21 protein-coding genes are annotated in these 21199 nt (G+C 74.4%); 12 read left to right on the forward strand and 9 right to left on the reverse strand.

The features are described 5' to 3' along the window. Together SZN_RS25450 and SZN_RS25455 are read right to left on the reverse strand one after the other, a co-directional pair. On the reverse strand, positions 1–531 hold a 531-nt coding region (locus SZN_RS25450), incomplete at its 3' end, for a maltotransferase domain-containing protein (RefSeq protein WP_007500288.1). A 71-nt stretch (positions 532–602) separates the two neighbouring features. Next, positions 603–905, reverse strand: a complete 303-nt coding sequence (locus tag SZN_RS25455) for a DUF5133 domain-containing protein (RefSeq protein WP_007500291.1) — start codon at positions 903–905, stop codon at positions 603–605. A 293-nt stretch (positions 906–1198) separates the two neighbouring features. Between SZN_RS25455 and SZN_RS25460 the strand changes: the two genes are divergently transcribed. Both SZN_RS25460 and glgX read left to right on the forward strand, forming a co-directional pair. Then, positions 1199–1711 (forward strand): hypothetical protein, encoded by a 513-nt coding sequence (locus SZN_RS25460; RefSeq protein WP_007500293.1) that lies wholly within the window; start codon positions 1199–1201, stop codon positions 1709–1711. Continuing rightward, on the forward strand, positions 1708–3858 hold the full coding sequence (gene glgX, locus SZN_RS25465; protein ID WP_007500296.1) for a glycogen debranching protein GlgX: 2151 nt from the start codon (positions 1708–1710) through the stop codon (positions 3856–3858). The genes SZN_RS25460 and glgX overlap by 4 nt, the downstream gene beginning before the upstream one ends. Positions 3859–3942: 84 nt before the next feature. On the opposite strand, the gene SZN_RS25470 is transcribed toward glgX, so the two are convergent. Further along, positions 3943–4743 (reverse strand): VOC family protein, encoded by an 801-nt coding sequence (locus tag SZN_RS25470; RefSeq protein WP_043733018.1) that lies wholly within the window; start codon positions 4741–4743, stop codon positions 3943–3945. Between the two features lie 166 nt (positions 4744–4909). Between SZN_RS25470 and SZN_RS25475 the strand changes: the two genes are divergently transcribed. Further along, entirely contained in the window at positions 4910–5242 is a 333-nt protein-coding gene (locus SZN_RS25475; protein WP_007500300.1) for an ANTAR domain-containing protein, read from the forward strand. Positions 5243–5284: 42 nt separating this feature from the next. On the opposite strand, the gene SZN_RS25480 is transcribed toward SZN_RS25475, so the two are convergent. Beyond that, entirely contained in the window at positions 5285–6076 is a 792-nt protein-coding gene (locus SZN_RS25480) for a SigB/SigF/SigG family RNA polymerase sigma factor (protein WP_007500302.1), read from the reverse strand. A gap of 482 nt (positions 6077–6558) precedes the next feature. On the opposite strand from SZN_RS25480, the gene SZN_RS25485 reads away from it, so the two are divergent. Further along, positions 6559–7068, forward strand: a complete 510-nt coding sequence (locus SZN_RS25485) for a hypothetical protein (protein WP_007500304.1) — start codon at positions 6559–6561, stop codon at positions 7066–7068. 27 nt (positions 7069–7095) lie between these two features. Here SZN_RS25485 and hemC read toward each other — a convergent pair whose 3' ends face one another. Together hemC and SZN_RS25495 are read right to left on the reverse strand one after the other, a co-directional pair. Further along, on the reverse strand, positions 7096–8031 hold the full coding sequence (gene hemC / locus SZN_RS25490; RefSeq protein WP_007500306.1) for a hydroxymethylbilane synthase: 936 nt from the start codon (positions 8029–8031) through the stop codon (positions 7096–7098). Between the two features lie 60 nt (positions 8032–8091). After that, positions 8092–9285, reverse strand: coding sequence for an MFS transporter (locus SZN_RS25495; protein ID WP_007500308.1), 1194 nt, complete (start codon positions 9283–9285; stop codon positions 8092–8094). 113 nt (positions 9286–9398) lie between these two features. Here SZN_RS25495 and SZN_RS25500 point away from each other — a divergent pair, with 113 nt between their 5' ends. Beyond that, positions 9399–10406, forward strand: coding sequence for an ArsR/SmtB family transcription factor (locus SZN_RS25500; protein ID WP_007500309.1), 1008 nt, complete (start codon positions 9399–9401; stop codon positions 10404–10406). A 20-nt stretch (positions 10407–10426) separates the two neighbouring features. On the opposite strand, the gene SZN_RS25505 is transcribed toward SZN_RS25500, so the two are convergent. From SZN_RS25505 to SZN_RS25515, 3 genes are all read right to left on the reverse strand, one after another. Then, entirely contained in the window at positions 10427–11203 is a 777-nt protein-coding gene (locus SZN_RS25505; protein WP_007500311.1) for an NPP1 family protein, read from the reverse strand. A gap of 141 nt (positions 11204–11344) precedes the next feature. Next, positions 11345–12325 (reverse strand): non-homologous end-joining DNA ligase, encoded by a 981-nt coding sequence (gene ligD / locus SZN_RS25510; protein ID WP_007500313.1) that lies wholly within the window; start codon positions 12323–12325, stop codon positions 11345–11347. A 74-nt stretch (positions 12326–12399) separates the two neighbouring features. Next, positions 12400–13086, reverse strand: coding sequence for a response regulator transcription factor (locus SZN_RS25515; protein WP_007500314.1), 687 nt, complete (start codon positions 13084–13086; stop codon positions 12400–12402). 335 nt (positions 13087–13421) lie between these two features. Here SZN_RS25515 and SZN_RS25520 point away from each other — a divergent pair, with 335 nt between their 5' ends. The 7 genes from SZN_RS25520 to SZN_RS25550 all read left to right on the forward strand — a co-directional run. Beyond that, positions 13422–14072 (forward strand): TetR/AcrR family transcriptional regulator, encoded by a 651-nt coding sequence (locus SZN_RS25520; RefSeq protein WP_007500316.1) that lies wholly within the window; start codon positions 13422–13424, stop codon positions 14070–14072. 75 nt (positions 14073–14147) lie between these two features. Then, positions 14148–14681 (forward strand): MarR family winged helix-turn-helix transcriptional regulator, encoded by a 534-nt coding sequence (locus SZN_RS25525; protein ID WP_043733030.1) that lies wholly within the window; start codon positions 14148–14150, stop codon positions 14679–14681. A 180-nt stretch (positions 14682–14861) separates the two neighbouring features. Continuing rightward, positions 14862–15242, forward strand: a complete 381-nt coding sequence (locus tag SZN_RS25530; RefSeq protein WP_007500320.1) for a DoxX family protein — start codon at positions 14862–14864, stop codon at positions 15240–15242. Continuing rightward, complete coding sequence (locus tag SZN_RS25535; protein ID WP_007500322.1) at positions 15239–15697, forward strand: peroxiredoxin; 459 nt, start codon at positions 15239–15241, stop codon at positions 15695–15697. Before SZN_RS25530 ends, SZN_RS25535 begins: the two co-directional genes overlap by 4 nt. 59 nt (positions 15698–15756) lie before the next feature. Continuing rightward, on the forward strand, positions 15757–18093 hold the full coding sequence (locus SZN_RS25540; protein ID WP_007500324.1) for a SpoIIE family protein phosphatase: 2337 nt from the start codon (positions 15757–15759) through the stop codon (positions 18091–18093). 181 nt (positions 18094–18274) lie between these two features. Further along, a complete protein-coding gene (locus SZN_RS25545; protein WP_007500326.1) occupies positions 18275–19249 on the forward strand; it encodes a TauD/TfdA dioxygenase family protein in 975 nt (324 codons plus the stop codon). 248 nt (positions 19250–19497) lie between these two features. After that, the coding region (locus tag SZN_RS25550) for an AMP-binding protein (protein ID WP_007500329.1) at positions 19498–21199 on the forward strand (1702 nt) is incomplete at its 3' end.

Below are 21199 nucleotides of genomic sequence, written 5' to 3' on the forward strand. Positions count from 1 at the left end.
ATTGGCCGCGAACGCCGCCGCCAGCCGTGACACGGGCGGCAGCGAGTCGTCCCGCAGCGCCTGCGCGGCGGCCAGCACGGTCGCCCGCTCCGACTTGTCCGGCACCCCCGCGGCGGCCCGCTCGTACAGATCGCCGCCCTCCTCCAGCACGAGCCCCACGTCGATCCCGGCCGGGACCTTGATCCGGGCCGTGCGCCGCCACGTGGCCACCGGGTCGCTCCACGCCTCCACATGGAAGGTCCACCGGCCCATCGCGCCGGGCGAGACCTTGGCGCCCCAGCGGTCGGTGCCGGGGGCGAGCTCGTGCATCGGGGTCCACGGCCCCGGACGGCCGTCGGGGCCGGTCAGCACGACATTGGCGGCCACGGCGTCATGGCCCTCGCGGAAGACGGTCGCGGTGACCTCGAAGGTCTCCCCGACGACCGCCTTCGCCGGATGCCTGCCGCCCTCCACGGCCGGCCGTACGTCCCGCACCGGGATACGGCCTACGGCCCCGGTGCCGGCACCGGTCCTGCTCCTGGTCCTGCCCATGGTTCACCTCCACCGTGCTTGAGGCCGGGCACGCGGCCCGGCCGGGGAATCCGTACTGTGCCGGAAGGCGGCTACCTTCCCGCGGGGAAACGCCGCCGTGCTCGCGATGGGCTCCGCCTGGCGGAGACACCCGGAGTACGCGGGCGTTCGTCCTGGTCACCGAGATAGGCCGCCGCGGTGCTGCGCAGATACCGCTCGGCCGCGTCGGCGGCCTCCCGGGCGCAGCGCCTGCCCATCAGGACGCACAGGGTGTAGCCGGTGTCCTCGAACCCGGCACGCACCGTCAGGTCGGCCGGAGCCGCCAGCATGGCGCGCTCCCAGGCCCGGTAGCGCCGCAGCAGCCGGGCGACTTCGGCTTTGGCCGGTAGCAGCATGGCCCCGATTCCCCTTCCGGGCTCGATGGGCGTTTCCCGACCGTCGGGCGGCTCCGTGCGCGCACACACGGGTTCCGTTACGGGCATCGAGGTCTTCACACATGGTGCATGGTCGATGACGCAGCGTCCTGTTGGATCTTCAACCACTCGGGGCGCGCCCTCGTGTTGCACGAATGGCGTACACACCTCACCCTGAAGTGACTCAGAGGCGATCAGTGCTCACGCTCCGCGTTCGGGGCCCGTCCCGCGGGGACGAGGAGAGCGGGAGCCTTCGCGGTGAGGAGGTAACGACGGTGAAGACCGCAGTGCCCTGCTACTACCACCTCGATGTGGAAGTCAGCCCCGAACGGGTGGTTCAGGTCAGCCGAATTCTGGCCGCCCACCTCAGGTACTGGGACCTGGAGACGCTCGTCGAGCCCGTCCGCCGCGGCGCGGAGATGCTGCTGCGGGCCATCGACACGCACGCGACGGACAAGAACACCTCGATCGAGATGTGGTGGAACGGTCAGCACCTGATCACCGCCGTCGGTGACAACGACCGTGCACTGCGCCCGGACCGCGAGCTGCGCGACTGCCTGCGGCACCTGGCCGCGATGAGCGACGGCTGGGGCTGCTGCGCCACCGGGAACGGCAGCAAGGTCATCTGGTTCTCCCAGCGTGCTCGGGCCGCCGAACGGGCCCCGCTCGTGCCGGCCGCGCCCGCGCCCAGCCTGCGCGAGGCGCGCCGGGTCCCCCGCGCGGTGCCCGTCACCGCCCCCGCCGAGACGGCACCCGCCCGCGAGGGCGTCCTGGAGGGCGCCCGGTGACCGCGCGCCGGCGCCGCGACGACACGAGTGAGGGGGTGTCCGCCTGGAGCGGGCACCCCTACCCGCTGGGAGCCGCCCACGACGGCCGGGGAACGAACTTCGCCGTCTTCAGCGAGGTCGCCGAACACGTCGAACTCGTCCTCGTCGACGACGAGGACCGGCACACCGCCGTCGCGCTCACCGAGGTCGACGGCTTCGTGTGGCACGGCTACCTGCCCGGCGTGGGCCCCGGACAGCGCTACGGCTACCGGGTGCACGGGCCCTGGGACCCGGGCCTGGGCCAGCGGTGCAATCCGGCGAAGCTGCTCCTCGACCCGTACAGCCGGGCGGTGGACGGGCAGGTCGACAACCACGCCTCCCTGTTCGAGCGCACGCCCGGCCGCCCCTCTCCCGGGGACAGCGCCGGGCACACCATGCTCGGCGTGGTCACCGACCCGCACTTCGACTGGGGCGACGACCGCCCGCCGCTGCGGCCCTACGCCGACACGGTCGTCTACGAGGCGCACGTGCGGGGGCTCACCCGCACCCACCCCGCCGTCCCGCCGGAGCTGCGCGGCACCTACGCCGGGCTCGCGCACCCCGCGGTCATCGAGCACCTGACGGCGCTGGGCGTGACCGCGGTCGAGCTGATGCCGGTGCACCAGTACGTCCAGGACGGCGTCCTCCTGGACCGCGGCCTGTCCAACTACTGGGGCTACAACACGATCGGCTTCTTCGCGCCCCACAACGCCTACGCCGCCCGCGGCACCCGCGGCGAACAGGTCGACGAGTTCAAGGCGATGGTCAAGGCCCTGCACGCGGCCGGCCTCGAAGTGATCCTCGACGTCGTCTACAACCACACCGCCGAGGGCAACGAGCGCGGCCCGACCCTGTCCTTCCGCGGCATCGACAACGCCTCCTACTACCGCCTGGTGGACGGGGACTGGGGGCACTACTACGACACCACGGGCACCGGCAACAGCCTGCTGATGCGCCACCCCTACGTGCTCCAGCTCATCATGGACTCGCTGCGCTACTGGGTCACCGAGATGCACGTCGACGGCTTCCGCTTCGACCTCGCGGCCACCCTGGCCCGGCAGTTCCACGAGGTCGACCGGCTCTCGGCGTTCTTCGACCTGATCCAGCAGGACCCGGTGATCAGCCGCGTCAAGCTGATCGCCGAGCCCTGGGACCTGGGCGAGGGCGGCTACCAGGTCGGCAACTTCCCCCAGCTGTGGTCGGAGTGGAACGGCAAGTACCGTGACGCCGTACGGGACTTCTGGCGCGGCGAGCCCGGCTCACTGGGCGAGTTCGCCTCCCGGCTCACCGGCTCCTCCGACCTGTACGCGCACAGCCGGCGCCGCCCGCGCGCCAGCGTCAACTTCGTCACCGCGCACGACGGGTTCACCCTGCGCGACCTCGTCTCGTACAACGACAAGCACAACGAGGCCAACGGCGAGGGCGACCGCGACGGCGAGAGCCACAACCGCTCCTGGAACTGCGGCGCCGAGGGCGAGACCAGGGACCCGGCCGTGCTCCGGCTGCGGGCGCGCCAGCAGCGCAACCTCCTCGCCACGCTGCTGCTGTCGCAGGGCATCCCCATGCTCTGCCACGGCGACGAACTCGGCCGCACGCAGCGCGGCAACAACAACGCCTACTGCCAGGACAACGAACTGTCCTGGATCGACTGGCGTCTCACGGACGAGCAGCGCGCGCTCGCCGACTTCACCCGTCGCCTCATCGGGCTGCGCGCCGCTCACCCCGTGCTGCGCCGCCGCCGCTTCTTCCAGGGCGAGACCGCCACCCGCCCCGAGCAGCCGCTGCCCGACCTGGTGTGGCTGCTGCCGGACGGGCGCGAGATGAGCGACCAGGACTGGCAGCGCCCCGACGCGCACTCCCTCGCCGCGTTCCTCAACGGCGACGCGATCGCCGAACCCGACCGCTGCGGGGCGCCCGTCGTGGACGACTCGTTCCTGCTGCTGTTCAACGCCTACTGGGAGCCGGTCGAGTTCCGGCTCCCCGAGCCCGCGTACGGCGAACGCTGGACGACGCTGATCGACACGTCCGAACTCCAGGGCCCGCCCGACGAGTCCGAGCACAAGGCCGACACCGTGCTCCTCGTGGAGCGCCGCAGCCTCGTCCTGCTCTCCCGGCCCTCCCGGCCGTAGCACCCGGACCCTGCCCCGGGCCCTGCCGCCCCCGGATGCGGCAGGGCCCGGGGCTGCGGCCGGCGAACCTTACCGGTCACGGCACTAGCGCCGCCGTCGCGAGGTCACCGTGAACTGCGCGCCGTCCGCGTCGCGCAGCACCGCCTCGTCGCCGGCCTCCGACAGCACGCTCCCGCCGTGCAGTTCGGCGGTGCGCGCGCACTCCGCCACGTCCGCGACCGCGAAGTGCACCTGCCAGTGCGGCCGGATGGTGGGATCGGGCGCCGCCCCCAGCGCGCCCGACTCGATACGGGCCACGACGTCGTCGCCGCTGCGCAGCACGACCTCACCGCCCTCGTAGCGCACCTCGCAGCAGCCGGCGCGCTCCGTCGCCCAGTCCAGCACCTCCCCGTAGAACATGGCGGCGTCGAACGCGTCCCGGGTGTGCAGCCGGATGAAGGTGGGGGCGGCCCGCCGCCAGTTCTCCCACTGGGAGATGAGCTCCCCCTCCCAGACGCCGAACGTGGCCCCGTCGCGGTCTGCGAGCAGTGCCGCCCGGCCCGGCGGCAGGGACAGGGGTCCCACGGCCGCGGTGCCGCCGCGCTCCTGCACCCGGGCCACGGCGTCGTCGGCGCTCGGCACGGCGAAGTACGGCGTCCACGCCACGGCCATCTGCCACATCGAGGCGACCGCGGCGATCCCCGCCACCGGTACGTTCTGCGCCAGCGCGACCCGGAACCGGTCGCCGAGCCGGGCGGGCCGCCAACGCCAGCCCAGCACGGCCGAGTAGAACGCCTGGGTGGCCTCCAGATCACGGCTCGTCAGGCTCACCCAGCAGGGCGCGCCGAACACGGAGTGTGTGGACACGACCTCGGCCGTGCTCCCGGGGGATCTCGCATCGTTCATGTCAGTCGCGTCCTGGTCTCGCTGCACCGGCGGCCACCGGCCTGTTCACAGTGTCGGGCCGGATCTCCTCCCGGGCCTGTCGAGTACCCCCGCCGTGACGCCGAAACGGTGACCCGGCACGTGCGACCGTCTGGCACACGGCGGGGGACGAGGCGAGGATGGACGGGTGGCACCGACATCTCACGAGCCCTCCGACGACAGCGACCGCATCCTCCAGCTGGAAGAAGAAGTCGACCAGCTCAAGGAGGCGGTGGTCTCGCACGCCGTGGTGGACCAGGCCATCGGAATGATCGTCGCGCTCGGCCGGGTCGGCCCCGACGAGGGGTGGGCCGTGCTGAAGGACGTCTCCCAGCACACCAACATCAAGCTCCGCAGCGTCGCGGAGCTGATCCTGCGGTGGGGACGCGACGGGAGGATGCCGCCCGAGATCCGCGTCGAACTCGAAGAGGCGCTGGAGCGCCACGGCCCGACGCAGATCCCGGGGGCCTCCCCGCAGTGAGCCGGGTGAGCCGGGTGAGCCGGCAGGCCCGGTGCGCCGCCGTCAGAGGGCCTCGGCCAGCAGCTCCTCGCGCAACTGGGCGAAGCAGCCGCTCAGCAGCCGGGAGACGTGCATCTGCGAGATGCCGAGCTGCTGCGCTATCCGGCTCTGGGTCATCCCGCCGAAGAAGCGCAGATAGAGGATGGTCCGCTCGCGCTCGGGCAGCCGCCGCAGGCACGGGGTGACGGCGACGCGGTCGACGACGACGTCGAACGCCGGGTCCGGGCCGCCGACGGCGTCGCCGAGGGCGTAGCCGTCGGTGCCGGGCATCTCCGCGTCCAGCGACAGCGCGGAGAAGCACTCCAGGGCCTCCATGCCGGTGCGGACCTCGTCCTCGCTCAGATGCGCGTGCTCGGCGATCTCGGCGACGGTGGGCCCGTGCCCGGAGCTGAGCTGCGACAGCTCCTTGGCGGAGGCGCGGACCCGGTTGCGCAGGTCCTGGACGCGGCGCGGCACGTGCAGGGTCCACATGTGGTCCCGGAAGTGCCGCTTGATCTCGCCCGTGACGGTGGGCACGGCGTACGCCTCGAAGGCGTGGCCGCGTGCGGGATCGTAGTGGTCGACGGCCTTGACCAGTCCGAGGGCGGCCACCTGGTACAGGTCCTCCAGGTTCTCGCCGCGGCCCTTGAACCGGACCGCGATCCGCTCGGCCATCGGCAGCCAGGCCCGGACCAGCTCGTCCTTGAGGGCCCTGCGCTCGGGTCCGTCGGACAGTCCCGACAGCCGGGCGAACGCGTCGGCGGTGTCGGGGGCGTCGTCGTGGGGGTGCTGCTTCGTCCTGGTGGTGGCACTCATCCGAGCGCACCTCCCTCAGCAGGTGCCGGCTGGACAGACACCATGGGAGGGCCGCTCGGACCACGAGGAGGACACCAGGGGCCTGTCGGCTCCCATGGACGTGCCTCCTGTCCGAAGCACAAACACAAGTGTTCCCCGCCCTGGAGTACCGGAAACGCATTTCGTGAACGGCGCTGCGTGTGGTGATGCCGTGACCGTGCGTCCCGCGCCGCCCGGCGGCTCGCCCCCTCGGCGCCGCCGGGCCGGCCCGCCCACGGGACGCGGGTGGCGCGACGCGGAGCGTGACGGGGGGAACGGGATGTGCGGCACGTGATGTACGGCACGTACGGGAGTGCCGCAGCACGGCCGGGGAGCCGATTCCCGCTGCCCACGGCTTGATCGGTGATCAAGGGGGCGAATGGGCTGGCCACCGCGCATTCCGCTCATTTGACAGTGCGCTGAGCACGCGGATAGGAAGCAGGCCCAGGGTGGAGAGGTGGACTGTGTACGAGCCGAACGTGGTCGGGGACTGGCACGAGTACGACGAGCATGCCGGTCTGCGTGTCCGCGTCCACGGGCTGGAGGCGGCCGAGCCGCCGCGCGGACGCGACGACGCCGCCGAGGGGCTCGACTACTTCAGGATCCGGGTCACCGTCGAGAACCGCGGTGAGCGCCACCTCGGCGTCCATCTGGAGGACGGCCAGATCGACGTGCGCGTCGGCCGCGACGGCGAGGCGGCGTTCGTCGACTGGCGCAGCTCGCAGTTCATCGAGGGCTTCGACGTCTACCCGCTGCGCCGCGCCACCGCCGTGCTGTACGCGGCCGGTCCCGGGAGCGGGCTCGCCCAGGTCGATGTGCAGGTCCAGTTGCGGGTCGAGGAGGAGTGGACCGGCCGCCGGCTGTGGACCGGCGGCCTCGGCCTCCAGGAGCCGGCCGCCGCCACCCTGCGCGACGGCCTCGCGCTCCAGGTCAGCGACTTCCTGCGGGAACAGGCCGAGGAGGGCACCGCCTGAGCGGCGGGTGCCCCCGCGGCTCACGCCTCAGTGCGCGATGCCGTCGATGATCTCGCGCGCGCCCTGCCGCAGCAGGGCCACCGCGACCGAGGTCCCCAGCGTGGCCGGGTCCAGCCGGCCGGCCCATTCGTGGGCGTTCAGGCGCGTCTTGCCGTCCGGGGTGAACACGCAGGCCCGCAGCGACAGTTCGCCCCCGCGGTCCACGCGCGCGAACCCGGCGATGGGGCTGTTGCAGTGGCCCTGGAGCACATGCAGGAACATGCGCTCGGCGGTGGCCTCACGGTAGGTGTCCGGGTCGCCCAGGCCGCTGACGGCGTCGATGAGCGCGCTGTCGCCCTCCCGGCACTGCAGCGCGAGGACCCCGGCTCCGATCGGCGGCATCATCACCTCGGGGGAGAGGACCTCGCTGATCACGTCGGTGCGCCCGATGCGCTCCAGGCCCGCAACCGCCAGCAGCAGCGCGTCCGCCTCACCCGCCGCCAGCTTCGCCAGCCGGCGGTTGGCGTTGCCGCGGAACGGCACGCACCGCACATGCGGATGCGAGGCCGCCAGCTGGGCCGCCCGGCGCACCGAGGAGGTGCCGACCCGGGTGCCGGGCGGCAGCTCGTCCAGCGTCAGCCCGCCCGGGTGGATCAGGGCGTCCCGGATGTCGTCCCGCTTCAGGAACGCGGCGAACACCGTGCCCGCGGGCAGCGGCCGGTCGGCCGGGACGTCCTTCACGCAGTGCACGGCGAGATCGGCCTCGCCCGCCAGCAGGGCCGCGTCGACCTCCTTGGTGAACGCCCCCTTGCCCTCGACCTGCGACAGGTCGCCCAGCCACTTGTCGCCGGTCGTGCGCACCGGCACGACCTCGGTGCGCGCACCCGGGTGAAGCTCCGCCAACTCAGCCCGCACGCGCTCGACTTGGGCGAGCGCCATCGGTGAGTCGCGAGAGACGATCCGGATCAGTTCAGGGACGGGCATACGGCCACGATAGCCCCTCGCACCCCACCCCCAGGACCGCGCACGGCATCCCGGGGCGGGTCATGCGGGGGTCCTCGGCGACGCCGGTACCCCGTCCGCGGTACGGGTCACGCAGGTCAGCACCGCCAGCGCGCCCGCCGTGACCAGCCCCCCGGCCAGGAAGAGTCCCCGCACACCCGTCATCGGCAGCAGTACGCCCCCGAGCAGGGCACCGGCCGCGACACCGGCGTTGTGGACCGCCGAGTTGGCCGCCAGAGCGGTCTCGGTGCGGCCCGGCGCCAGCCGCAGCGCCTGGCTCTGCGAGGCCATGAAGATCGGCGCGACCGAGGCTCCCAGCAGTGCGATCAGCGCGAGGGCCGCCACGGGCAGCCGGCCCGCCGCCCACAGGCCCAGCAGGGCCGCCGCCTGGGCAGCGACCGGCACCGCCAGCGTGCCCCGCGGGAAGCGGTCGAGCAGTGGACCCACCACCCCCACCCCGGCCAGCGCCGCCCCGCCGAACGTGAACAGCACGGCACTCACCGCGTCCTGGCCCAGTCCGCTGACCTCGTCGAGGAACGCCACCACGTACGTGAACCCGGTGAAGGCGGCCGTCACCGACAGGCCCGAGACGGTGAGGACCACGCCGAACCGGTACCGGTCGGGTGCGGACCCGAACGCCGAGTGGCCGTCCTGCGGGCGCGTCGGCGGCAGCAGGGCACCGATGGAGACGAGCGAGACGAGCGCCAGCAGGCCGAGCAGAGCGAACGGCGTCCGCCAGCCGCACTGCGCACCCAGCCACGTCCCGGCCGGGACCCCGGCCACCGTCGCCAGGGAACCCCCCACCGACAGCAGGCCGATGACCCGCCCCCGGTGCTCGGGCGGGAACATCCCGACCGCCACCGGCCCCATCACCGTCCAGAACGACGCCTGCGCCAGAGCCGTCGCCGTCCGCGCAGCCAGCAGCATCCCGTAGGAGACCCCGCCCAGAGCCGACACCCAGCTCGCCGCCGCCAACAGCCCGAGGAGTCCCGCGAGCAGATGGCGGCGGGGCACCGAACGGGTGAGCCGGGCCAGCGGCAGCGACACCACGGCCACCGTCACTCCGTAGCCGCTGACCAGCGCGCCGACCGCGGTCAGGGAGACCTGCAGATCGTCCGCCATCAGCGCGAGCAGCCCCACGGGCAGGTTCTCGGTGCTGTTGAAGGTGAACGCCGCCAGCATCAGCGCCGCGACCACGGTGGCACGCCGCCGCGGCCCGAGATCTCCGCCACCCATCCAACTGCCCTTCCTGCCAGGGGATTTCGGGCCAGCATGCGCATCCGCGGCGGGACACCTCTACTCTTTCGGACCAGGACGAATCCAACGCGGCCGCACAGGACGGGGGCGCCGTGCCGCTCGCGCTGCACCTCGGTACCGACGACCTCACGCGCTGCCGGTTCGCGATCTCACCGTTGTGCCAGATCCACGAGGCCCTGCGGATGCTGCGCCGGCCCACCCGGCACGGCTACCACCGCGACTGGTTGCGCCGGGTGCGCCCTACCGTCAGGGGTCTGGACCTGGCCCCCCTGTGGCTGTTCGTGCCCCCCGCGGGCTGCTACACCCCGGACTTCCTCGGCCCGCCCCCGCAGGAGCCGTCCCCGTCCTTCGCCGCCGAACTGGCGCGGATGCGCGCGACCGACCCCGCCCTCGCCCACGCGGAGATGTCCCGTTCGCTGGCCCGAACCCCCGGCCTCGCCGAGTCGCCCCTGGGACGCGCAGCGCTCGACGACCCCGCGGCGACGGTCCGGCGCATGGCGGACCTCACCGAACGGGCCTGGTACGCCCTGCTCGCCGCGGACTGGCCGCGTCATCGCGCCGTTCTGGAGGAGGACATCGCGCACCGCTCCCGCCGAGCCGCCGACGGCGGTCTCGACGCACTGCTCACCGGTCTGCATCCCGCTGTCGACTGGGCCGGACACACCCTCACCCTCCGCCGGTACACCGACGTCCCGGACATCCAGCGCCCCGACGGCAGGGGTGTGCTGCTGATGCCGAGCGTCTTCGTGTGGCCGGACGTGGTGAGCGGGTTCGCCCGGCCCTGGCAACCGGCGGTCATCTACCCGGCCCTGGGCATGGGTCTTCTGCACACCGCCGCGCCCGCGCGTCCGCCGCGGGCGCTCGCCCGGCTGCTGGGCCGGCGGCGCGCGGCCCTGCTCGTCGGCCTCACGGACCCTTCCTCGACGACGGACCTGGCGCGCGCTCACGCCCTGGCCGCGTCGACGGTCTCCGCCCACCTGGCCGTCCTGCGGGACGCCGGACTGCTGGAGTCCCGGCGGCACGGCCACCGCGTGCTGTATCGGCGGACGGCCCTGGGGGATGACCTGGCCGCGGGAGACGCCGGACCTGCCGCGCGCTGATCAGGCGTCCCGCGTCCTCGTCAGGCGCTCGGGTCGAACGCGATGCCCGGGGGCTTCGCCGCGGTCAGGTTGCCTGCGAAGGTGGAGTCCTTCAGACCGAAGGTGGCGCTGCCGAAGTCGTAGGAGACGAGCTTGTCGCGTACGCCCGCCGGGTAGCCGTTCCAGCCGACCAGCGGCGGGTACTGCCAGGTGCCCTTGTGGTTCTCCGGCGGTTCGTCGTTGGAGTTGGCGAGGCGGAAGGTGTGCGTCCTGATGCCGTCCTTGTGGTAGACGATCTTCGGGTGGGTCCCCTCGAAGCGCACCGTGGACGCGGGATGCACGGTGTACGAGCCGTGGTTGGACGTCGAGACGTACTGCACCGTCTCGTTCTGCACCCACACCACGACGTGCTCCCAGTCGTTGCGGTGGCCGCCGAGACTGATGCCCGGGAGCGCCTGGTCCTTCTCGAAGTACAGGTCGTACATGTAGGCGCACCAGCCGTTGTTGCACTTGTAGCGCGAGTAGCCGTTGGTGTTGTCGAGGTCGGAGGCGTCCCGGCAGTTGCCGTTCAGCGCCCCGGTCGGGTTCAGGCCGGGGTTGACGGTGCCGTCCGCGGAGATCGCCGGGGTGGGGTAGCAGCCGTCGGTGTCGTAGTCGTAGGCGGGCTGGTACATCCGCTCGGCGGCGTCGGCGTTGCCGGGCAGCGCGGGCGGCGGGGCGGCGAACGCCACGCCGGGGAAGGCGAGGACGAACACGGCGGCACCGGCCAGGCCGGTGAGGCATCTCCTGCGGCGCGTGCGGGACTTCTGTGACGACACTGCGTCTCCTCGGGGTCCGGGCGCAGCCCAACGGCTGTGGGGGGAAAGGCAGTTCAGGATCCCGGGTTTTCACCGACGCGCCAAGAGCCCCGGACGTACCGGGGATGAAGCGTGGCGCAACTCCGCGCGCCGCCGGTGCGTTCAGGTGGTGTCGGGGAGCCGGGCCGCCGAGTCCGCCGGTGTCAGGTCGGGCCGCAGGCGCAGCCAGGACGGCTGGCGCAGCATCCCGGACCGGGTGCGCACGCTGTAGCGCACCTCGCCGACCAGCCGGGGCAGCACCCAGCGCGCCCCCGCCACCCGGGGCGCCGGCTCGAACGGGCAGTCGTCCGTCGCCGCCGCGCTCAGCAGTTCGGCCAGCCGGGACCGTTCGGCCTCGCTCCAGCCGGTGCCGACGCCGCCGACGTGGCGCAGCCGCCCGCCGGCCGTGTACTGCCCGACCAGCAGCGCGCCCGGCAGCCCGGTGAGCCGTCCCCGGCCGGGCAGCCAGCCGCCGACGACCACGTCCTCGGTCCGCATGTTGCGGATCTTGATCCATGCGCGGGAGCGCACCCCCGGCTCGTACGGGGAGTCCAGCCGCTTGCACACCAGCCCCTCAAGACCGTGCTCGCGGGTGGCCGCCAGCGCCGCGGCGCCGTGGCCGACCAGCGCGGCGGGCGTCGACCAGTACGGGCCGGCCAGCCCCAGCTCCTCCAGCCGGCCGCGCCGCCGGGAGTAGGGGAGCCTCAGCAGCGGCCGCCCGTCCAGGTGCAGCACGTCGAACAGCACCAGATGGACGGGGGTGCGCGCGGCCGTCCTGGCGGCGCGCGCGGGCGCGTGCGCGAGGCCCATGCGCGACTGGAGCAGCTGGAAGTCGGCGCGGCCCTCGGCGTCCAGCGCCATGATCTCGCCGTCCAGCACGGCGGGCGTGCCGCCCAGCGCGCCGCCCAGCGGGCGCAGTTCGGGATAGGCGGCCGTGATGTCCTCGCCGGACCGGGCCCGGAGCAGCACAGTGCCGTCGCCTTCGGCGTAGACCACCGCGCGCTGGCCGTCCTGCTTGGTCTCGTACGCCCAGCGCGCGTCCTGCGCGGGGGGCGGCAGGGTGCCGGGCGTGGCGAGCATGGGCGCGATCAGGGGCAGGCTCACGGGTCAGTTCTCGACGGCCCCGGCCCCCGCCACGCGCGCCCGCCGCCGATTTCGCCTGATCGGCGGCCGGGCCCTCAGCGCGCCCCGTTCGGCGGTACGGCCCGCACCAGCCCGGACTGGTAGGCCATCACGACGAGTTGGGCGCGGTCGCGGGCGCCCAGCTTGGTCATGGCGCGATGCACATGGGTGCGCACGGTCAGCGGGCTGAGGAACAGCTTGTCGGCGATCTCCTCGTTGGCGTGGCCCTCGGCCACCCAGGCCATGACCTCGCGCTCGCGGGCGGTGAGGACGAGGAGGCGCTCCGCCGCGGGCGAGCGCTCGTTCTCGGCGGGCGAGGCGAGGAAACGGGTGATCAGGGTGCGGGTCGCGGTCGGCGAGAGCAGGGACTCGCCCGCGGCCACGGTCCGGATGCCCGCGAGCAGCACGTCGGCGGTGACGTCCTTGCCGAGGAAGCCGCTCGCGCCGGACCGCAGCGCCCGCGCGACGTACTCGTCGATCTCGAAGGTGGTGAGGATCAGCACCCGTACGGCGGTCAGGGCGGGGTCGGCGCAGATCGCGGAGGTGGCGGCCAGCCCGTCGGTGCCGGGCATGCGGATGTCCATCAGCACCAGGTCGGGCCGGTGCTCCCGGGTCAGGAGGAGCGCCTCGGCGCCGTCGGCGGCCTCGGCGACCACCTCCATGTCGGCACAGGAGTCGATCAGTATCCGGAAGGTGGCCCGCAGCAGGGCCTGGTCGTCGGCGAGCAGGACACGGATGGTCATGAGGGTCTTCCGGTCGCGGAGCGGTCTGTGCGGGACGCGGGGTGCGGGGCGGGGCGCGGCGGGAGGGTGCCGCCGGGCCGGGCCTGCACCGGACAGCCTCGCGGACCGGGCCGCCGCTGTCGTCGTGCGTGCGCCGACAGTCCGCCGTACTCGGGACGCAGTAGGCGGGGTGCGGCCGGTCATCCCCGGGGCGGACGCTCCCGGGGCGCCTCCCGGGTCCGCCGGCCCGGACCGCCGCGCCGGTCAGGTGGCCTAGATTGTAGGGAGGCGAAGCCGCGGCGGTCCGAGGGACCGGCCGCCGACGGGCGGTACCGAGTCCCGGCACGGTGGTGGAGATGGCAGGCAGGACGCTGCGCGGGGAACAGGCCGGCGCGACGAGGGAACTCCTGCTGACGGCCGCCGAGCGGCTGTTCGCCGAGCACGGTGTGTACGCGGTGTCCAACCGGCAGGTCAGCGAGGCCGCCGGGCAGGGCAACAACACCGCCGTCGGCTATCACTTCGGCACCAAGGCCGACCTGGTCCGCGCCATCGTCCGCAAGCACGCCACCCGTATCGAGGAGATCCGCGCCCGTCTCGTCGCCGCTCTCGCCGACCCCGGCGACGTGCGCGGCTGGGTCGACTGCCTGGTCCGGCCCGTGCTGGAGCACCTCGCCGCGCTGGGCGCGCCCACCTGGTACGCGCGGTTCTGCGCGCAGGTCGTCGCCGATCCCGCGCTGCACCTCATCATGGTCGAGGAGGCCCTGACCTCGCCCTCGCTCCAGCGGATCATCGAGGGGCTGCGGCGCTGTCTGCCCGACCTGCCGCCGCAGGTGCGGGCCGAACGCGGCGAGATGGTCCGCCACCTGATCGTCCACGTGGCCGCCGAGCGCGAGCGCGCCCTGGCCGAGCACACCCCCACCCCGCGGCCCACCTGGGACGAAGCCGCCACGGGGCTCGCCGACGCGGTCGTCGGGATGTGGCTCGCGCCCGTCACACCGGGGTCCTGACGGAGCGGGCGGGCCGGGAGGACCGGACCGCCGCAACTTACTTGACTTACGCAATGAGATGGTAAAGTGCCGGTCATGCCCACACCACCGCTCCCCGGCCGTCCGGGCACCCCGGCCTCCCCGGAAGTGATCGAGATCGAGCGCGCGCTCACCCGCGTCACCTATCTGAGCACCCGGGCCCGGCAGCACGACCGGCTGATGGCCCTGGCCGGGGTGCCGCTGGACCGGGCCGCGGTGGCGCTGCTGCGCCACATCGCCGAATGCGAGCCGCTGCGCCCGGGGGAGCTGGCCCAGCGGCTCGGCGTGGAGGCGTCCCACGTCACCCGCACCGTCCAGCAGCTCGACAGGTCCGGCCATGTCAGACGGGTCCCCGACCCACGGGACGGCCGCGCCCAGCGCATCGAGCTCACCCACGCCGGCCGCAGCGCCGTCGCCCGGATCCGCGACGTGGGCGTACGGGGCATGCAGGCCGCGCTGACCGGCTGGACGCCCGAGGAACTGGAACACCTGGCGTCGCTGTTCCACCGCATGGTCGACGACTTCCTCGCCCACTCCTTCGAGGAGGACGGCGAGCCGGGTCCCGCGCAGCCGACCGGGACCGGGGGCTGAACCGGCCGCGTGCGGCGGGCGGCTCCGGCGTGTGCGGCGGGCGGCGCGCGCCGGTCGGCGGGTCACGGGCCCCGTCCGCAACCGCCGTGCCCGGCAGGCCCGATGGGGCGGCGGGGGCGGGTGGCGCCCGGACGCCTACTCTCCGGTAGCATCCGGCGGCAGGCCATCCAAGGAGGACACGTGCCCCGCTCCGAACGCTCACCCCTGCTGCTCGCCGGCCTGCTGGCCACAGCGGGCGTCGCCCACTTCGCCGTCCCGCGCCCGTTCGACGCGATCGTGCCGCGCTCCCTTCCGGGGGCGCCCCGGACCTGGACGTACGCCAGCGGCGCCGCCGAACTCGCGCTGGCCGCCGGACTGGCGGTGCCGCGCCCCCGCAGGAAGGCCGCCCTGGCCGCGGCCGCCCTCTTCGTCGGTGTCTTCCCCGCGAACGTGAAGATGGCCGCCGACTGGCGGCACCGCCCCGTCCCGCAGAAGGCCGCCGCGTTCGGCAGGCTGCCGTTGCAGATCCCGCTCGTGCTGTGGGCCCGCGGCGTCGCGAAGAACGCGCAGGGCCGGCCGTGAGCGCGCGGGTGGACATCGGCGACCGGGTCGGGGACTTCGAGCTCCCGGACGAGACCGGCACCGTACGCAGTCTCGGCGAGCTGCTCGCCGAGGGGCCGGTGGTCCTCTTCTTCTACCCGGCCGCCCTCACCGCGGGCTGCACCGCCGAAGCCTGCCACTTCCGGGACCTGGCGGCCGAGTTCGCCGCCGTCGGAGCCCGCCCGGTGGGCGTCAGCGGGGACGCGGTGGAACGCCAGCGGGAGTTCGCCGACCGCCACACGCTGGGCATGACGCTGCTGTCCGACCCCGGCGGCACGGTCCGCGAGCGGTTCGGCGTGGCCCGCGGCTTCTCGCTCGCCCCCACCAGGCGCGTCACCTTCGTCATCGGGCAGGACCGCACGGTCCTGGAGGTCGTCCGCAGCGAACTGCGGATGAGCGCCCACGCCGACCGCGCCCTGGCCGCCCTGCGCGGGTGAGACCGGGCCGCGCCCCCGCGCGGTTGATGAGCCGCCGCCGAGGACTCATCCTGGACGGCATGGAGCACGTCTGCGCGGCGGCGATCGTCGACGCCCAGGGAGTCGTCACCGGGTGGAGCGAGGGTGCCCGGCGGCTGACCGGCCTTGCCGCCGACGAGGCCGTGGGCCGCCCGGCCCGGGACCTCCTCGCCGAGCCGCCGCAGCCCCGGGCCGTGGCCGCGCGCGCGGGCACCGCCGTGCTCCGCCACCGGGACGGCTCGGCCCTGGCCGTCCAGGTCACCGCGACCCCCCTCCTGGACGCCGACGGCACCACCGCCGGCTACGCGCTCACCGCCGTGCCGCCCGCGGGCCCCGACCCCGCCCTGGCCGGGCGTGCCTTCCAGCAGGCGTCCCTGCCGATGTCCGTCCTCGACACCGGCCAGCGCTATCTGCGGCTCAACGACGCCGCCTGCAAGGCCATGGGCGTACCGGAGGAGGAGCTGATCGGCCGCCCCTACGCCGAGACCGCGGGCGACGAGGAGCACGCCGAGGGCATGCTCTGGCATCTCCGCCAGGTCGGCGAGACCGGCAGCCCGCTGCGCTACGAGAGCTACACCGCCGCGCCCGCCCTGAACCGCGACCACGCGCTGACCACCGACATGTGGCCGGTCCGCGACGCCTCGGGACGGCTGGTCGGCACCGCCCTCGCCGCCTTCGACAGCAGCGAGCAGTACTGGGCCCGCCAGCGCCTGGCCCTGCTCAACGAGGCCGCCGCCGGCATCGGCACCACCCTGGACCTGGTGCGCACCGCGGAGGAACTGGTCGAGGTCGTCGTGCCCCGGTTCGCCGACTTCGCCAGCGTGGACCTGTTCGACTGGGTCCTCGGGGCGGAGGAGCCGCCCGTGCTGTCCGGCGCCGACATCGTCCTGCGCCGGGTCGCCCACGGCTCGGCCGCCGAGGGCACCCCCGAGGCGGCCGTGGACCTCGGGGGGACCGACACCTACCCGCCGTTCACCCCGCCCGCGCGGGCCATCCGGGACGGCACGGTCGTCCTCGGCCGGGCCGGCGAGCCGGACTTCGTGCGCTGGCTCGCCGAACGCAACGCGCGCGGACCGGCCGGACGGCTCCACCGCGTCGGCGCGCACTCGATGATGGCCGTACCGCTGCGGGCCCGCGGCACCACGCTCGGTGTCGCCGTCACCGTCCGCATCCACCAGTCGGACGAGTACGGCGCGGACGACGTCGTCTTCGCGCAGGAACTCTCCAGCCGGGCCGCCGTCTGCGTGGACAACGCCCGCCGCTTCGCCCGCGAACGCAGCACCGCGCTGGCCCTCCAGCACAATCTGCTGCCCCGGGAACTGCCCGGCCAGGCCGCCGTCGAGGTCGCCCACCGCTACCGGCCCTCCGGCTCCCAGGCGGGGATCGGCGGCGACTGGTTCGACGTGATCCCGCTGTCCGGCGGGCGGGTCGCCCTCGTCGTCGGGGACGTGGTCGGCCACGGCATCCCCTCGTCGGCCACCATGGGCCGCCTGTGCACCGCCGTGCGCACCCTCGCCGACGTGGACCTGCCGCCCGACGAACTCCTCACCCACCTCGACGACCTGGTCACCCATCTCGCGGGCGACGACAGCGGCGAGGCCGCCGAACTCGGCGCCACCTGCCTCTACTCCGTCTACGACCCGGTCACGCGCTGCCTCACGCTGGCCGCCGCGGGCCATCCGCCGCCCGCCCTGGTCCTGCCCGACGGCACCGCCCGCCTCGTCGGGATGAGCGCCGGGCCGCCGCTCGGCGTGGGCGGCCTGCCCTTCGAGGCGGTGGAGGTGAAGCTGCCCGAGGGCTCCCTCGTCGCCCTCTACACGAACGGGCTCGTCGACGGCCGCGACCGCGACATCGACCACTCCACCGCGGAGCTGTGCCATGCCCTGAGCGCGCCCGCGCAGACCCTCGACGCGCTGTGCGACAGCGTCCTGAGGGCCGTGCTGCCCGAGGACCCCGGCGACGACGTGGCCCTGCTGCTCGCCCGCACCCGCGCCCTGGGCGACGACCGCATCGCCACCTGGGACGTGCCGCCCGACCCCGAGCAGGTGGCCGCCACCCGGCAGGCGGCGACCGGGCAACTGCGCGCGTGGGGACTGGACGAGGCCGCCTTCGTCACCGAACTCGTCGTCAGCGAACTCGTCACCAACGCCATCCGGTACGGCAGTTCGCCCATCCAGCTCCGGCTGATCCGCGACCGCACCCTCATCTGCGAGGTGTCCGACGGCAGTTCGACCTCCCCCCACCTGCGCCGGGCCCACGCCTACGACGAGGGCGGGCGCGGACTGCTCCTCGTCGCGCAGCTCACCCAGCGCTGGGGCAGCCGGCAGACCGCCGGCGGCAAGACCATCTGGGCGGAGCAGCAACTGCCGCCCGCGTGACCACTTTTCGAAGCGTCGGCCCGGCCGGAGGCGCGGGGGCACGGAGGCACGGGGGCGCTCGGGTCGTCGCGGTGCGGTGGTGTGACGGCGGGCACGGTCGCGACGGCGGGCGAACGCTGTCACGATCTTCGAAGAACCGGCCCGGACCGCGGCCGGGCGCGACGACCGACGGAGTGCGCGGATGACGAGGGACGGGGCCACCGCCGAGGGCAGGGAACGGACCGCGGGGATCGAGGTGAGGCCGGTCGCCGGGCACATCGGCGCCGAGATCACGGGCGCCGACCTGGCCGGGGACCTGGACGACACCGCGGTCGCCGCGATCCGCGCGGCCGTGCTGCGCTGGAAGGTGGTCTTCTTCCGCGGCCAGCGGCTGGACCACGCGGGACACGTGGCGTTCGCCCGCCGGTTCGGCGAACCGGTCGTCCTGCCCAGGCGGGGCGGCGCCTCCCCGGCCGGGTTCCCCGAGGTCGAGACCACCGCCGACCGGCTGGAGCTGGGCGGCAGATTCGGCATGGAGCACGAGGAGTGGCTGCGCCGGCGCCGCCACACCCTGCTGCGGGGCTGGCACTGCGACCACGGCGCCCGGGTCGACCCGCCCGCGGCGACGATCCTGCGGGCCGAGACCGTGCCGCCGTACGGGGGCGACACGACCTGGTCCAACCTGGCGGCGGCGTACGCCGGGCTCTCGGCCCCGGTGCGGGCCTTCGTGGACGGACTGCGTGCCGAGCACCGCCTCGGGGTCGGCTACCAGCCCCGGCCGGGCGACGACGCCTACGTCCGTCATCTGCTGGACCACCAGGTCGCCTCGCTGCACCCCCTGGTGCGCGTCCACCCGGAGACGGGGGAGCGGGTGCTCTGGGTCAACGGCTACTACGTGGAGCAGATCACCGGCCTCTCGCGCGCCGAGAGCACCGCCGTCCTCGACCTGCTGCTGGAGCAGGCGGTGCGGCCCGAGTACACGGTCCGCTTCCGCTGGGAGCCCGGCAGCGTGGCCTTCTGGGACAACCGGGCCACGATCCATCTCGCCCCCGCCGACAACGCCCACCTCGGCCTCCCGCGCACCCTGCACCGCGTGATGCTCGCCGGCGACGTACCGGTCGGCGTGGACGGCACCCCGTCGGAGCCGGTCACCGGGACCGAAGCGGGACGCTGGTAGCCCGCGGGACGGCCCGTCGCGGTACGGCGACACGGCACCGCCGCCGTACCGCACCGGGCCGCCCGCCCCCGGCGCCCACACCGCCCGCGCCGCACGCGGCCCTCCCGCAGGCCCCTTCCGTTCAGGTCGGTGAACCGTTCGACGAGACTCGTCGTCGTACAGATCAGTGATCGACAACGCTCCGGCCGGGCGGCACCACCCGGCCGGGCACTCCCGCGGGACGCACCGCGGGACGAGGAAGGAACCGCATGCCGACCGCCGGGCGCCCTGCCGCCGCCACGCTCCTCGACATCCTGCTGGACGCCGCGCGGGAGACGCCCGGACAGACCGTCGTCCACGTCCGCGGCGACGGCGTCGAGCACACGGTCACCTTCGCGCGACTGCGCGACGACGCCCTGCGCGTGGCGGGCGGACTGCGCGCGGCGGGACTCGCGCCGGGCACGCCCGTGCCGCTGCTCGCCGAACACGCCGACGCCTTCCAGCCGTTGTTCTGGGGCGCGCTCGCCGCCGGACTGGTGCCGGTGCCGCTGGCCCCCGACGCGCGGCGGGCCGGGCCGGTGTGGGAGTTCCTCGGCAGGCCGCCGCTCCTCGTGGACGAGACCACCGCCGCCCTGCGCGACGCCCTGCCGGGACCCGTACGATCGCTGGAACTGGGGGAGTTGAGAACGAGCGACCCTCTCGCCGCCCTGCCCCGCCGCGACCCGGGCGACCTCGCGTTCCTCCAGTTCTCCTCCGGCAGCACCGGTGCGCCCAAGGGCGTGGAACTGACCCACGAGGCCGTCCTCGCCAACCTCCGCCAGATCCGCTCCGCCATGGCGATCACACCGGACGACGTCATCGCGACCTGGATGCCGTACTTCCACGACATGGGCCTGATCGGCACGCACCTCGTCCCCATGGCCGCCGGGCTGCGGCAGGTGCGCCTGGAGCCGCCGGCCTTCGCCAGACGGCCCGCCCTGTGGCTGGAGACCGCGGCCCGGCACCGCGCGACCCTGCTCTCGGCGGCCAACTTCGCGCTCGCCCTGGTCAACCGGCGGGTGCCTGAGGAGACTTGGGCGCGGCTGGACCTCGGGGCCGTACGGCTGATGCTCGTGGGCGCCGAGCCCATCGCGCCGCGCGTGTGGCGGGAGTTCATCCGCAGGGCGGCCCCCTCGGGGCTCGACCCCCGCGCCATGCTGCCCGTGTACGGACTGGCCGAGGCCACGCTCGCCGTGACGGTGCCGCCGCTCGGCGAGCGGGCGGAGCCCCTGCGGCTGGACCGGCGGGCGCTCAGCCGCGGCCGGGCCGTTCCCGCCCGGCCGGGCCCGGACACCGTCGAGTTCATGGATGTGGGCCGGCCCGTCCCGGACTGCGCGGTCCGGATCACCGGCGCCGGGGGCGAGTCCGTGGGCGACGGCCGCGTCGGCCGCGTCGAGGTACGCGGGCCCCAGGTGGCGCGCGGCTACCACCGCGAACCCGAGGCCGGTGCCGCCGCGTTCGCCGACGGCTGGCTGCGCACCGGGGACCTGGGCTTCCTGCGCGAGGGCCGGCTGTGTGTCACCGGCCGCCACAAGGACGTCGTCTTCGTGGACGGCCGCACGTTCCACGCCGCCGACCTGGAGGAGACCGCCGCGGCGACGCCCGGACTGCCCGGCGGCACGGTCGCGGTGATCGGGTCCGCCGACCCGGACACCGGACGGGACCGGGTGGCGGTGTTCGTCCAGTGGGCCCGGCCCGCCCCGGCCGAGGCCCGCCCGGTGCTGGCGGCGGTCACGGCGAGGGTCCGCGAGGCGCTGGGCCACGGCGACGTCCGGGTGCTGCCGCTGCCGCCGGGCGCGTTCCCCCGGACCACGAGCGGCAAGCTGCGCCGGGCCCTGATGCGGGACCGCTTCGAGGCCGGGGCCTACGCGCCGGTCGCGGCACGCTGGGTCCCGGCCACCCGCGCGGCCGCCGAGCCGGTTGCCGAGCCGG

Origin of the sequence: Streptomyces zinciresistens K42, assembly GCF_000225525.1 — a bacterium.
GTDB classification, from domain to species: domain Bacteria; phylum Actinomycetota; class Actinomycetes; order Streptomycetales; family Streptomycetaceae; genus Streptomyces; species Streptomyces zinciresistens.

Excerpts from the sequence above, each read along its gene's own strand:
- SZN_RS25545 (WP_007500326.1), top strand. The coding sequence starts at position 18,275 with ATGACGAGGGACGGGGCCACCGCCGAGGGCAGGGAACGGACCGCGGGG.
- SZN_RS25520 (WP_007500316.1), top strand. The coding sequence starts at position 13,422 with ATGGCAGGCAGGACGCTGCGCGGGGAACAGGCCGGCGCGACGAGGGAA.
- SZN_RS25515 (WP_007500314.1), bottom strand. The coding sequence starts at position 13,086 with ATGACCATCCGTGTCCTGCTCGCCGACGACCAGGCCCTGCTGCGGGCC.
- SZN_RS25525 (WP_043733030.1), top strand. The coding sequence starts at position 14,148 with ATGCCCACACCACCGCTCCCCGGCCGTCCGGGCACCCCGGCCTCCCCG.
- SZN_RS25540 (WP_007500324.1), top strand. The coding sequence starts at position 15,757 with ATGGAGCACGTCTGCGCGGCGGCGATCGTCGACGCCCAGGGAGTCGTC.
- SZN_RS25470 (WP_043733018.1), bottom strand. The coding sequence starts at position 4,743 with ATGAACGATGCGAGATCCCCCGGGAGCACGGCCGAGGTCGTGTCCACA.
- SZN_RS25455 (WP_007500291.1), bottom strand. The coding sequence starts at position 905 with ATGCTGCTACCGGCCAAAGCCGAAGTCGCCCGGCTGCTGCGGCGCTAC.
- SZN_RS25495 (WP_007500308.1), bottom strand. The coding sequence starts at position 9,285 with ATGGGTGGCGGAGATCTCGGGCCGCGGCGGCGTGCCACCGTGGTCGCG.
- hemC (WP_007500306.1), bottom strand. The coding sequence starts at position 8,031 with ATGCCCGTCCCTGAACTGATCCGGATCGTCTCTCGCGACTCACCGATG.
- SZN_RS25480 (WP_007500302.1), bottom strand. The coding sequence starts at position 6,076 with ATGAGTGCCACCACCAGGACGAAGCAGCACCCCCACGACGACGCCCCC.